A 12,229-nucleotide genomic window follows, 5' to 3' on the forward strand; every position below is an offset into this window, starting at 1 on the left:
GCTACGACCGCCCTAGATCACTACTAGATTCGCCAACAGTGTCCTCCGAGGACGCGACCCGCTCCGCCAGTGCGACGACGATCTCGGCAATCTCGTCGGTGTGCTGCCGTCGGCAAACACTGCCAAGGCCCACCAGAGGTAGCGCGCGCAGATCAACGCCCGCGTCGGCGTACATGTCCACGATCGCCAGGTAATGCTTGAGCAGCCATCCCTGCACCACCGGGATCAGCCGCTTGCCGATCTCCTCCGGCAGGAGGTCCCGCAGCTGTAGATAGTTGGCGACGGTCCACGTCTGATGCTTCAAGACCGCGTCGTCCAACGACTCCTCAGGACCGCCGTCACGAATGCCGCGCGCAGTGCGAGTGCCATGGAAATACTTCGGGTCGGTGTGCTTGAGGTGCTGGTTCTTGCCGAAGATGATGGGCGGTTCGCACATCCAGTCCATCGGCGCGACGAAGTCCGGCATGCCGACTTCGCGGGCGTACCAGCACACCAGACGCGCATACTCTTCTGACGTGATCGTCCACTGCCCAAACATTCGGATCTCGGTAAAACCACCCGAGTCCAGTGCCCACCTGCCTACCGCCCGCGGTAGCGACTTACGACCCCGTAGACGCCGCGACGATACGAACAGCGGCACATCCCTGAAACGCTGGTCAGCAAGCCAATGTGGTTGATGCGTGCCCAAGTAAAAGACAGCAGCGCGCGCCATACCCTCACCTCCTTTGGTCAGCTCCGGCCCTGGCAGGTGCAGCCCTGCTGCGTGCACCATCCCGACGCGTTCGCCCACGTCGGTTCGTAGATCGCCCAGCCGCCCGGCTTAGCGCCACCCGTGTGCACCGCCCGCTGATGACCGCACCCCTTACAGGGCGCTTCCAGCTCGTGCATCTCCGACAGATCCATGCATCGCGCCATCGCCTGAGCCCTTCGTCGTCGCTTTCAGGCATGAGCCAGGTAGGGAAGCGGCGTGATCAGGGCTCACGCCCGGCCCGACATACGGAGATCGTTAGACCGGAAGGTCCTCAAGGTCCGGTTCGGTGAACTCCTCGATCTCCGACTCATCCAGCTCCGCCGCCTGCTCTGCGTCACCCGCAAACGGCGCGGTCAGCGACTGCCACGAGGGCGCCCGATGCGCGTACGCTTCGGCGGCGGCTTCGGCCTCTTCTTCCAGCACGTGCGCCGAGCGGGCGCGATGCCAGCGGCTATCGGAGCCGATCACGACCGCCGTGCCCGGCCGGTCCGGAGGGATCTGCCGCGCTGCCGCCACCGCGTGCCGGTCCATGTCGCCCAGGCACATCTTGGCCGTCTCATCGTCGTTGACCATGTGGCAGATGCGGCCGGTCAACTGCGCCCGCAGCGCCGTCACACCCTTGCCCAGGTCCGAGCCCACGCGCTGCCCGCACACGAACAGATAGATGCCGAACGCCCGCCCGAGCTGCGCGATCCGCAGCAACCTCGTGGCGACCGCGGCCACCTCTTCCTTCTCGTTGTCCGGGTCGGCCATCAGAAACAGTTCGGCCATCTCATCCACCAGGACCACGATCGGTATCGGCCGTGCACCCTCCGGCAGCCGCGGATGCCAGATGTTCTTCACCCGGTGCTGCCGGCATAGCTCCATTCGCGACTTGATCACGGCCACCAGTTCGGCCAGCAGCCCGGCGCACTCGTGCCGCTCGGTCGCCAGCGCCGACAACCTGGCCTGGTACGGGGTGAACTCCACCCCGCCCTTCAAGTCGAAGCCCACCAGCGCCACCGGCTGCGGAGACAAGCCCACGATCAGCGCATTCGCGAGGTTCGACTTGCCCGACTGGGTGGCGCCCACGTTCAACCAGTGCGGCACCGTCCGGAAATCGATCACGAACGGGTTGCCGTCATCCAGCAGGCCCACCCGCACCCGCAACAGACCTTCCGCCGCCACCTCAAGCCCGGCCGCCATCTCCAGCGGATCCACCAGCGTGGCCGACAGCGTCACCCGGCCCGGCTTCCACGACACCAGCCGCACCCCGTGCACCCGCCACGCATGCGCCAGCTTCTCCAGCACATCTTCGTAATCGTCGGGAGTCTGCCCATCATGCAGGCGAGCCGTCACTATGAACCCCTGCGGGGTCGGCCGGATCAGACCCAGCCGCGGCGCCTTCTCCACCTGCACCCGATGCAGCTTGCGGCGCTGCTTGACCATCAGCCCATGCATCAGCCGCCACCGCCCATCTGCTGGACCGCGAACTGGAAACCTTCCTCGTCCCAGCCCTTCAGGTAGTGCAGCGCGTTACGCATCTGCTCCGGCGACAGCGACTCGACCAGTGCGTAAGTTTCGTCGGCGGTGAGCTTCCGCCCCTTCGGCGCCGCCATCACTCGGCACCCCAGCCCGGGAAGCCCGGCACCGACCAGCGCCACCGACGCCGCCGCTTGGCCAGCCCGCAGCCCGACGCCACCGCCCGCCACGTGCCGTAAACCATCACGGCCTTGACCGGGAACCCGAGCACGTACCAGAACGACACCGGCCCCAACCGGCGCCACACCCACAAACTCACGCCCGCGCTCAGCAGCGCCAGGCCAGACCAGAGCAGGAAATCCCGCATACTAGACCCGTCTCCTCTCCTCTTCACCGTGGACGGAGACCCCGGAGCGGCTCATGCCGCCAAGCTCGCAGCCGCTCCGGGACCTACCTTCTGCACCACCTACCGACCAGCCCCAGGCCAGGGAACCCACGCCTCGCCCTCCTCCTCGTTCACCACGACGAGATAGCCATGCAAGCCCAACCCGCCAGCGTGACCCGGGCCAAGCTCACACCGCAGCCCCGTGTCCGGATGCCGCGCAGCGCATTGAACTCTCGGCTTCGACCACGCCATCACGCATCACCACCAGCCACAGCGCGGTAGTGGCAGTACGCGCACAGCCAGACGATCCGGTTGTGTCGAGCGTCGAACTGCTCAGCAAGATCCCGCTGCGAACGGCACTCGACACACCGCGCCGTCCAGCTCATCAGGCGGCCTTAGCCGAGTCCGGACGCACCGCCTCGCAACGGAACCCCAGCCCCGCGTTACCGCCGTTGATCTGCCAGAAGAAGCAGACCAGCCCCACCGGACGTACCCTGCTGCCCAACACGATCTGCGGGAAGTCCACCGACGGGAACGTCACCATGATCACCGGGTTGCGCCGGTCATCATTCGGCGTCACCAGCAGCGGCAGCGTGTACAAATCACGCCCCTCCGCATCCTTCTTCACCTCACCCGTCGCCTTGTCAGCGATCTTCGGCTCAGCCTCGGCCGCCACCATGAACGACATGCCCGCCGTGTCCACCGGAATGTTTCTCATTTGCATCCCTTCCTTGCGATCTAGTACACAGCCTACAGGTGTGCTAGTACACCGTCAAGCAGTTCACTGCCCCGATTTCACCAGGCCATCTTCTATCGGCTACTCTGGCAGTAAGCGGTGTACTAGAACGCCCTTAAAGTCCGACTTGGAGGTCAACCCGATGTCGCCGAGGATCGAACGCCCAGACCCCCCATACGTGCAGGTCGTCAACCACATTCGCAGCCAGATCCAGTCCGGCACGCTCAAGGACGGTGACACCATTCCGTCCGCTCGCCAGATCTCTCGTGACTGGGAGATCTCCTTGGCTACAGCCACGAAGGTCTTGGCCTCACTGCGCTCGGAGGGACTAGTCAAGGCGCTACCTGGCATTGGAACCGTCGTGACAGTCCTCAAGGGGCAGTACACCTCACCACGCGATCGCTTCCAGGCGATTCGCCGTAGTGGGCGGATCTATCCACCTAACGAGGCAGCTCAAATCAAGGAATGCGAGCTGGTCGCCGCGCCGGAGCAGGTTGCTGACGCCCTCGGCTTGGAGGAAGGCATGAACGCCATCCGCCGTCATCGAGTCACCATGAACACTGACACCAACACGCCAGTGTCGGCGTCTACATCGTGGTTTAACGGCGCTTTGGCTGAAATCGCGCCTTCGCTGCTTGTGGCTGAGCGCCTCGTCCAAGGCACACCGGCGTACATCGGAGAGCAGACAGGTCGACTCTTCGCAGCGGGTCGTGACCAGCAATGCGCTGACGTGGCCAGCGAACAGGAGGCGGAGGATCTGGCCATTCCGGTCGGGTCGCCAGTCCTTAGGGGCCGAAACTGGGTGTACGACCAGGGTGGTGATGTCATCGAGTATGGCGAATACGTGACTGTTTCGGGTCGCTGGTCCACGTACGACTACAAGCTTGCAGATGAACAGGAGACACAGTGAAACTGATCCACTCCGGCAAGGTCCGAGACGTCTACGAGGACCGTGGAGACATCATCCTCGTTGCATCGGACCGTGTGTCCGTTTACGACGTGATCCTTCCCACGCCAATCCCGGACAAGGGCGCAGTTCTGACTCAGCTCTCGCTCTGGTGGTTCGACCAGCTTGCCGACATCCTGCCGAACCACATCCTTTCCGCCACCGACGTGCCAGCGGAGTTCGCGGGCAGGGCCGTACGATGCCGCAAGCTCGACATGGTGCAGGTCGAATGTATCGCCCGCGGCTACCTTGCTGGCCTTGGACTCAAGGAGTACGAGCGCGAAGGGGCCGTGTCTGGCGTGCCTCTGCCGGCCGACCTAGTTGAGGGCTCTCAGCTACCAGAACCCATCTTCACCCCGACCACAAAAGCACAGATCGGAGCGCACGACGAGTTCATAACATTCGGCGATGTGGTGAAGCAGGAAGGCGCGGAGGTAGCCGAACAACTTCGTCAGATCACGCTCGATGTTTACAAGCGCGGAGCCGAGGTCGCCCGTGCACGCGGCATCATCATCGCGGACACCAAGCTTGAGTTTGGATGGGACACGGCCGGACGGCTCACGCTGGGCGATGAAGTCCTGACGTCAGACTCGTCGCGCTTTTGGCCCCTAGAGGACTGGAATCCAGGACAACCTCAGTTCGCCTTCGACAAGCAGTTCGTCCGTGACTGGGCTGCTGGCACCGGCTGGGACAAGAAGGCCCCCGCTCCCGAAGTGCCACAGGACATCGTAGAGGCCACTCGCGCCCGCTACATCGAGGCATACGAGCGCATCACTGGCCTGACATGGAAGGAAACCCAGTGACCGCAAACCGGCAGTACTTCGATCCAACCCACCTAGTACGAGAGGTACGGGAACTACTCCACGCGCACGGGCTGGACACCGAGATCCCCGGGGACGTCCATCTGACTCAGACCGGCGCGTCGATGCTGCTAAGAGGCTTGGGGATCACGCCAGCAATGGACGGTGCAGAGGCCCTTGCGAGAGCGATGGATAAGCCGTGGGTTGACTCAGACGATCTCAAACTAACGCGCGAATAGGCAAAGCTGGTGTGACGAAAACACGGACCTCCTACGACAGCCGGTCACCTGTTACAACTTTCCTCACGTCTTCAAGCCCGCCGCGGCGCGGCGGGCACCACGTGATCACGGGAAGCTGGGCGACCAAAGGTTTGGGCTGGGTGAGGTGCTCGTTGATTGGAGCTTCACGAGGGGAGCTGGAGGGAAGCGGGTCTAGCGGGTAGCGGTGCAGCTCGATAACCTCTTCGGCCTCAGCCAGCTCGAAAGATCGCGATCTTTCAGGAGCAAGCGTCAGCCCTACCATGCCCACCCCTCCGCTGCTTCCTTTGTCGCCAGCGCACCACCGCGAGGGACATCCAGCAAGCAGAGCCCGCGCACTTGCGCGCTCGCTCGCGGGCGGCCCGGCTCGTCCCGGCCGTCCGCCCGCGGCGGCGCGCGTGCCGGCAAGCGGCACCACCGAGAGGGGATAGGCCAGGTAAGGGCTGGAAGCGTCGCTCTCCTCCATGTTCCTCGACCTCCCACCACATAGCAGAAGCCTGCAAGCGGCCAGCTCACAGCCCGCGCATCCTCCCGGGTCAACAGTGAAGAAGACTCGCAGACTTGCACACGTTAAGGATCTTCACTGGCATCACTAAAGGACAAAGCCTTTGGGGCGCTGCCCCAAACCCCGGCCCTCCTCGGAGAGGAGTCAAGGTCGGCAATGGTGGTCATCTACTCGCCGGTCACCCGAGGGACACCAGACCAGCCGCACCAGGGCAAGCCGCCGCCTGCGGGCAGGACAACCAGCGCACGCGGAAGCTCACCGGGACGCAGGTACACGCGAACGACGGCTTGCCCTGGCACGACCGGCCCGGTATGGCTGCACCTGCCCGACGAGGAGATGACTACAACGCTGTTAGCCAAGTCCTCCCGGAAGCGAATGATCTTCGCCTAGTTTGCAACCCATCCAAAGCGTCCGATGAGCTGCGGTAATTGGATGGCCAGATGCACATAGCGTCACTAGAGTATACGGTGCCCCTCATGCGCGAACTAACGGAGAGTCTTCAATGAACGAACTGTCCATGCGTAAGATATGTGTACTGATTGACACGAATATTTGGCGATCGGAAACACTTCTTAGAACTCCACTCGGGGTGGCTCTGCTTTATGCAGTTCGCCAAAATGACGCCAAGCTGGGCATGCCAGAAGTTATCAAAAGGGAGATCAAGAAACAGATTCTGCAATCGGGCATGGAAGCGTTCGATCGAATGGTTAAGTCCGGTAGGCTACTGCAGCGTCTACTTAACAGTAGCGTTGATCCATTATTGTCGTCCAGATCTCCCGAGCGAAAGATAGAGCAAGCTATCCAAGACCGTTTAATTGAGCTGCAGCCACTAATGATCCACGTGCCCTTAACGCTGGATCATGTGCGACGTGCTCTCGACAGGGTAGACGCTGGCCTTCCCCCGTCAGGCGGCCGTAAGCAGCAGTATAAAGACTGTCTAATCTGGGAGGCAGCCCGAGATCTCGCGACTGATTATGTCGTATACATAGTAAGCCAAGACGCCGCCTTTTTTGAAAATAAGAGTCTCGCAAAGGCGCTGTTCCGTGAATGTAGCCAGGAGGGGTTCGAAATTAAAGCATTTCCCTCCTTGCAGGATGTCCTCGTCGATCTAGCGCCTGCAGTACCAAATATAGATCGCGACGCCCTGTCACGCCTCGTTGCCGCTGAGGCTCTTTCGTCGGCTACAGCGATGCTTAAATCGCTCAGAGGATTCACTCTGGGAGATCTTTTGAATTTGGACGTGAAGGTCTTCGGTACAGAGGATCCGAGTCGCCTTAGTGCTACCTTCGAAGCGGCATACAATCTATCGGGAAGTCCCCAGGATCCAAAATATGGCTACGTTGATGCTGTTTTCAACGCTAGCTTGAAAGTGTCTGGCTCCTTTACTCTAATTCCAGCTTCCGATCAACTGCTAGACTTTATTGGCTATCACGGCGTATTTTCGTGGGCTGGTCCGGATGGGATTTCGCGGGAAATGTACACTATTCTAACGTCGAGCGGTAAATCCACGCTTACGATTGGTCCGGCCATACGCGCTATGCCGGACGGAGCGTCATTCGATTTTGCTACCAATGTAATTAACGTCCTTGACGAAGGATAAGCTAAACCTCGGAGAGTGCGGCACTTTTATGCCTGGTTCCGAGTGCGCGGAAGCCGAACGTCGACGTAAATCTGCATCAAGCGGAAGGTTGACAACACTGCAGGTGCAGCAGTCGCGTGCAGCAACCTCAACGCCCATCGGTGATCGACCGTGATCGCCATGGCCCACTTGAGCACCGCTCCGACTACTAATGACCTTCATGCCACGAGTTCGCATCGAAGGGGTCAGGGGTTCGAATCCCCTCATCTCCACCCAGTTCAAAGGCCGTTCCCGTGATCACGGAGACGGCCTTTTGATCTTCGTGCAGCAGCAAAGGAAGAGCAGCAAGACCGCGAGCTCCAATTGAGCCCTCAGCAGAGAAGTCCTCGCAACCCTCACAACCTGGCGCAGCTCCAGCCTAAGCGATAAAGATTCCCACCACTTGAACGAATGGTGCAGTAATCGCGGCAAGAAGTCGTCCCGTAACCCGGCTTCCTAGGAAGGTCATTCGCCGACCAGTCGCCAAGCGGCACTGTAAACGGTGCGCCCTGGAACAAGTTCGATCTGACCGCCATCACGGAGCTTATAAAAGACCTTCTTCATCGCGTTCTCGGATTCGATTCCCGTCAACGCGCGAGCCACACGGTTCGTGATTTCGGGATGATTGCCTAGGTACTCTAGAACAATCTCCTCCGGCCTGGCGAGCGGAGCATGTTCTAGAATGACGACGAACGAGTTATCGTCGACTCTTAGTTGAGGAGCCTTGAGACGAGCGGCCTTCATTGCATTAAAGACGGTATCCAAACCTTCTCCAATATCCTTGTTTGGAGCGTCCGGATACTTGTTGAGCAGTCTAACAATGGTAGGATTTCGGGCAAATCTATCTTCGAGGATGTTATCCCTGGTGATATGTCCGGGCAGCCTGCCGGGACTTCGCACCTCAACGCGATTATCGTATATCGAAATAAGAATGTCGTCGGAAATGTTGTAGTCTCGATGGATCACCGCATTGACAATAATCTCTTTTAGCGCCTCAGGGGGATAGCGCATAGGGCTGAGGCTTCCGTCTGGCTGCATAACCATATGTTCTTGTAGGATAGCTCGAACCTCGCCCAATGTCCGATCGATTAGTTCGCGGGCGCATCCGTCAACCGTTGCTGGCGTTCCCTTGAGATATTTTCTTTGGGGAATTCTTTCCGCGGTCTCGTATCGGGCGATCTTTACTGAACAACGCTTGGGGACCACTGCCGCTGGCTCTGCAGCAAACAGGATCGCGGAAGCAACTGTCCCTTTTTTGGTCTTGCGGTCAATAAGGCGCTGGCGCGAGAGGAATTTTTCGGGCGTTGAACTCGGAGTGTAGGATTCAAGGAAGAATGCAAGCTCGTCTTCTTCGCTAACCTCGTCCAGATCATAGTCATCGAGGACTTGATCCTCGTATGACTTTGCTCCTTTTGAAAGAGTCAAGTCCGCAATTGCTGTTCCCTTGAGCTCCAAGGATTGGGCGCCTCGCCGCTGAAAAACTGCTTGAGAACTTGTTTTGTGGACGTCGGGGCTCTTTTGGATTGAGACGAGACAAGCGATCCTTAGATCTTCTCGGCCTTCAACTTTGAGGAATTCGATATCATATGGGATCGGTGGCGAGACGTCTTTTACTAGTGAGGTGTGGACCCAGTTAGCGTCTTCCTGGGCGACGAAACCCTTCCAGCGGGCTAGTCCGGTCGCTTCCTTTACATCTTCCACGCCGACGATAAACTCACCACCTTCGGCGTTGGCAAGGGCAACGGCAATCTTCTGAACCACTTTGCCGTCGGAGCGGGCACTTTTGAAATCCCAGAAATGACTCTCGTCCTTATTGATAAGGGCAAGCGCCTCATTCTCTTTGATGTACCGGACTTCCATCGTCAACCTCCTCCGTGCGTCTGGAACGAGAGTCTACCGCCACATCGATCCAGGGCACGCCAGGTGGACTTATGGGTTTATTACTCATGTCATGTCCGCTTGTATGCCTCATTCGTCTCGCGTGTCCGCTTGAGGTGGGGCACATGTCAATTCTTCGCTAGACGGCACGGCCGAGCACACGATAGTACGAGACGCCCACTTAGCCGTACTCGTCCCGAAGATCCATTCAGCATTAACAGCCTCGGGGTGCCTGTCAGTTTTCTAGCTCACTCATGTCTGTCTGGGCTTTGCGCAGTTCCTCGTACGCCCGCTGATCCACGAATGCGGCGCGGAGAGTCAGCACACTTCTCCACAGGGCACAGCCAGGGCACATGACCGTGTAAAACGCTGCGAAGTGTCGGCAACCACCCAGAGGCATCACCCCAGCTCAGCTACACCATGCCGCAATCCGCCCAGGTCAGCGTAGCTACGCCATTAGAACCCGGCCTACAGGCCGACTCGTCACCCATCCCTGGTGTCTACCTGGGGAAACAGTCGCCCGAGAGTTAGGCGGACTGCTCAGTTTGTCAACGGAGCCGATTACGGACGGGCCTAACGCGTCATCGACGGGGCAGAGGTGACCGTACGCCCATTGTCTCCGCGATCGACGCGAGCCTGGATGACCTTGGGAGAGACGTTCCCGCGTTTGAAGCGGCATTACTGGACAGCGCACTTGTTGACGGATGTCGATGCCATCAGCCCCAGGCCGACCAGACCTCTAGGTAGCCAATCTCATGCCCCGCCACGGCAGGATGCTACGCCGGGAAATCACACCATGTACCGGAGTGCGCGAGCCTGAGGATGCAGCGGTCTAGAGTCGCGTTGAGGGCCAACTCGTCATTGGATCCCGGGGATTTGTCTGAGTCAAGATCTACTGCGCTGACAAGCCAGGGACCAGCACTGGGCCTTCTACGCCGACTCCGGGATTATCGCCACACAAGGGCTGCTTGGCACGCGGCCCTCTGTTAGGTAGGAATGATAAACCCTATGGTTACGCCATGTTTATCGACAGATCGCCGGGATGGCCGTTCCTGGCAGCGCTTGGGGTCGCAGCCTTCCTCGGGTTAGCCTGGCACGGCGTCGCGACCCCCTACACCGAAGCATGGGTCTTCGTCGTGCTGGTCTGGGGTGGTTTCGCCGTAGTCTGGCTGATCTGGTTCGGCGCGGCGATGTGGGAGGCGCGGCACATGCTCACGGCGGATCGTTTGATGAGATGGCTGCCGGCGCCGCTCATTCTCTTCGGGCTGGTGAGCGCCCTGACCGTAGATGCACCGTTCCGGGCGCGGTTCGCGTTGTCAGAACCCAGCCTGGAGCAGTATGCGATGAGACTCGCGTCCGGCAAGGAACCGGGGCCAGGGTGCGAGCAGGTGGGCCTGTATCGGGTGTGCGGGAATTACTCGGGGGAGGCCGAGGCCATTCCAGGAGGGGCGAGATTCCTGGTCCACGATTGGCCGTGGGCGGCGTCAAGAGGGTTCATGTGGCTACCAGAAGGCAAGGTGCCCATCGACAACATGGACGACCAGTACGAACACATAACAGGGCCATGGTACGGCTGGAAGGGCTGGGACGGCTGGTAAACCAAGATCGTAGTGTGGACGCCGACACCAAGTTCCTGCCGTAGCGCCCAAGCCCGCAACTCCTGAGCGGCCAAACGCCAGCTCCAGTAATTGACTAGCTACAGGCCTCACCCGTCAGCTTTTGGAAACGACCAGAGCGCCTCTCTTGCCTCATTGGACCGTCGCCCATGCTCCTAGCGGATGGACCCCGTGCGTTTCAGGTAACCCATCAGCTTGATGCCGGCGAACACGAGAACGGCGGCGATGACGAACAGCGCGGCGGCCGAAGGAAGAATGCTCTCGTTCGATACCGGCGCCGTTTCTATTTGCGTCACCGGCGTGGCGGTAACCGTCACCACGCTGCCTTCTGGTTGCGCGACGACCGGTGCTTCGGTCGGTAACGCCGATGTTTCGGATGACGGCACGGGCACGGCCTGAGTTTGCGCGGGGACCTGGGCCTGAGGCGCGGGGGCCGTCACGGTGACCGTCGCTGGAGCAGCCGAATCGGTAGGCGACGTGGGCGTGGCCGTCACCGTTTTGGTGGGCTTCGGAGTCGCGCTGGGAGAATGCGTGACGGTCCGGGTAATGGTCGGTGCCGGAGTGGCCGACTGGGTGACCGTGGTGGTTGAACGAACGGTGACCTTCGCGGTAACAGTTGCTTGCGGCTTCACCGTCACCCGTTGAGTAACCGTCACTGTGGCTTGTGGTTGCGACGTTTCTGTCGGTTCGGGATACAGCAATGCGCTTTCCTCGGGGGTGCTGCGTGCAACGGATGCCGGGGATCCTATCAGTGGCCCTACCAGATGGCGGCGGGCGTCCATGGCCGGAGGAACCGGTCGATCTCCCTCCTGCTGCGCAGCACCACGATCTCGGCGTGGCCCGCATGCTCGGCCATCAGCCCGCGCACCCGAGGAGCCATCTCGCGCCGGTAACCCCACACGTACCTGACGAACTGCCACGTGATCCGGTCGTACACACCGGCCTGGCGATGTTGCCCGCCCCGATACCGCCGCCGGCGCCGGACGATCCCCCACAGACAGGCCCAGGCCGGCAGGTCCAGGAAGATGACCGTGTCGGACGCCGCCAGCCGGATCGGCAGAGTGGAGGCGTAGTTGCCATCGGCGATCCAGGTGCCGGAGGCCACGATCGACCGCTGCCGCCGAGCGAAGTCCTCCCGCGCCAACGGCTTCCAGTCCTCGTCGTAGTAGACGGCGTCCAGGTGTGTGACGGGGATGCCCAGCGCGGCCCCGAGCCTGCCGGCCAGCACCGTCTTGCCGCTGCCGCCGCATCCGATCACCGTGATCCTGCGCATGGG

The 12,229-nt window shown here is 60.7% G+C and carries 12 protein-coding genes; 4 read left to right on the forward strand and 8 right to left on the reverse strand.

The annotated features are described in order from the left end of the window. Position 1 precedes the first annotated feature (1 nt). The 5 genes from ACFPZ3_RS34345 to ACFPZ3_RS34365 form a co-directional block, all read right to left on the reverse strand. The gene (locus tag ACFPZ3_RS34345) at positions 2 to 712 is read right to left on the reverse strand and encodes a deazapurine DNA modification protein DpdA family protein (protein ID WP_379518468.1); all 711 of its coding nucleotides are present in this window, start codon (positions 710 to 712) and stop codon (positions 2 to 4) included. A 294-nt stretch (positions 713 to 1,006) separates the two neighbouring features. After that, positions 1,007 to 2,179, reverse strand: a complete 1,173-nt coding sequence (locus ACFPZ3_RS34350) for an FtsK/SpoIIIE domain-containing protein (RefSeq protein ID WP_379518469.1) — start codon at positions 2,177 to 2,179, stop codon at positions 1,007 to 1,009. 11 nt (positions 2,180 to 2,190) lie between these two features. Beyond that, the gene (locus tag ACFPZ3_RS34355; protein ID WP_379518470.1) at positions 2,191 to 2,349 is read right to left on the reverse strand and encodes a hypothetical protein; all 159 of its coding nucleotides are present in this window, start codon (positions 2,347 to 2,349) and stop codon (positions 2,191 to 2,193) included. After that, a complete protein-coding gene (locus tag ACFPZ3_RS34360) occupies positions 2,349 to 2,579 on the reverse strand; it encodes a hypothetical protein (protein WP_379518471.1) in 231 nt (76 codons plus the stop codon). The genes ACFPZ3_RS34355 and ACFPZ3_RS34360 overlap by 1 nt, the downstream gene beginning before the upstream one ends. Positions 2,580 to 2,982: 403 nt before the next feature. Then, entirely contained in the window at positions 2,983 to 3,321 is a 339-nt protein-coding gene (locus tag ACFPZ3_RS34365) for an SCO3933 family regulatory protein (protein WP_465263578.1), read from the reverse strand. 190 nt (positions 3,322 to 3,511) lie between these two features. On the opposite strand from ACFPZ3_RS34365, the gene ACFPZ3_RS34370 reads away from it, so the two are divergent. The 3 genes from ACFPZ3_RS34370 (at position 3,512) to ACFPZ3_RS34380 (ending at position 7,441) form a co-directional block, all read left to right on the forward strand. Continuing rightward, entirely contained in the window at positions 3,512 to 4,243 is a 732-nt protein-coding gene (locus ACFPZ3_RS34370) for a GntR family transcriptional regulator (protein WP_379518473.1), read from the forward strand. Next, entirely contained in the window at positions 4,240 to 5,082 is an 843-nt protein-coding gene (locus tag ACFPZ3_RS34375; protein ID WP_379518474.1) for a phosphoribosylaminoimidazolesuccinocarboxamide synthase, read from the forward strand. The genes ACFPZ3_RS34370 and ACFPZ3_RS34375 overlap by 4 nt, the downstream gene beginning before the upstream one ends. Before the next feature lie 1,261 nt (positions 5,083 to 6,343). Next, positions 6,344 to 7,441, forward strand: coding sequence for a PIN domain-containing protein (locus ACFPZ3_RS34380; protein ID WP_379518475.1), 1,098 nt, complete (start codon positions 6,344 to 6,346; stop codon positions 7,439 to 7,441). A 483-nt stretch (positions 7,442 to 7,924) separates the two neighbouring features. Here the strand turns inward: ACFPZ3_RS34380 and ACFPZ3_RS34385 are convergent, their stop codons facing one another. Next, positions 7,925 to 9,319: an ATP-binding protein gene (locus tag ACFPZ3_RS34385; protein ID WP_379518476.1), complete on the reverse strand. Its 1,395-nt coding sequence runs from the start codon at positions 9,317 to 9,319 to the stop codon at positions 7,925 to 7,927. 1,037 nt (positions 9,320 to 10,356) lie between these two features. Between ACFPZ3_RS34385 and ACFPZ3_RS34390 the strand changes: the two genes are divergently transcribed. Beyond that, positions 10,357 to 10,935, forward strand: a complete 579-nt coding sequence (locus tag ACFPZ3_RS34390; RefSeq protein WP_379518477.1) for a hypothetical protein — start codon at positions 10,357 to 10,359, stop codon at positions 10,933 to 10,935. A gap of 173 nt (positions 10,936 to 11,108) precedes the next feature. Here the strand turns inward: ACFPZ3_RS34390 and ACFPZ3_RS34395 are convergent, their stop codons facing one another. Both ACFPZ3_RS34395 and ACFPZ3_RS34400 read right to left on the reverse strand, forming a co-directional pair. After that, positions 11,109 to 11,654 (reverse strand): hypothetical protein, encoded by a 546-nt coding sequence (locus tag ACFPZ3_RS34395; RefSeq protein WP_379518478.1) that lies wholly within the window; start codon positions 11,652 to 11,654, stop codon positions 11,109 to 11,111. A 56-nt stretch (positions 11,655 to 11,710) separates the two neighbouring features. Further along, the gene (locus ACFPZ3_RS34400) at positions 11,711 to 12,226 is read right to left on the reverse strand and encodes a P-loop NTPase family protein (protein ID WP_379518479.1); all 516 of its coding nucleotides are present in this window, start codon (positions 12,224 to 12,226) and stop codon (positions 11,711 to 11,713) included. Positions 12,227 to 12,229: the final 3 nt, after the last annotated feature.

The organism is Nonomuraea insulae (assembly GCF_042656245.1).

What these genes read in the sequence shown, in the direction of transcription:
- ACFPZ3_RS34345 (WP_379518468.1), bottom strand. Translation starts at nt 712, where the DNA reads ATGGCGCGCGCTGCTGTCTTTTACTTGGGCACGCATCAACCACATTGG.
- ACFPZ3_RS34350 (WP_379518469.1), bottom strand. Translation starts at nt 2,179, where the DNA reads ATGGTCAAGCAGCGCCGCAAGCTGCATCGGGTGCAGGTGGAGAAGGCG.
- ACFPZ3_RS34355 (WP_379518470.1), bottom strand. Translation starts at nt 2,349, where the DNA reads ATGGCGGCGCCGAAGGGGCGGAAGCTCACCGCCGACGAAACTTACGCA.
- ACFPZ3_RS34360 (WP_379518471.1), bottom strand. Translation starts at nt 2,579, where the DNA reads ATGCGGGATTTCCTGCTCTGGTCTGGCCTGGCGCTGCTGAGCGCGGGC.
- ACFPZ3_RS34365 (WP_465263578.1), bottom strand. Translation starts at nt 3,321, where the DNA reads ATGCAAATGAGAAACATTCCGGTGGACACGGCGGGCATGTCGTTCATG.
- ACFPZ3_RS34380 (WP_379518475.1), top strand. Translation starts at nt 6,344, where the DNA reads ATGAACGAACTGTCCATGCGTAAGATATGTGTACTGATTGACACGAAT.
- ACFPZ3_RS34385 (WP_379518476.1), bottom strand. Translation starts at nt 9,319, where the DNA reads ATGGAAGTCCGGTACATCAAAGAGAATGAGGCGCTTGCCCTTATCAAT.
- ACFPZ3_RS34390 (WP_379518477.1), top strand. Translation starts at nt 10,357, where the DNA reads ATGTTTATCGACAGATCGCCGGGATGGCCGTTCCTGGCAGCGCTTGGG.
- ACFPZ3_RS34400 (WP_379518479.1), bottom strand. Translation starts at nt 12,226, where the DNA reads ATGCGCAGGATCACGGTGATCGGATGCGGCGGCAGCGGCAAGACGGTG.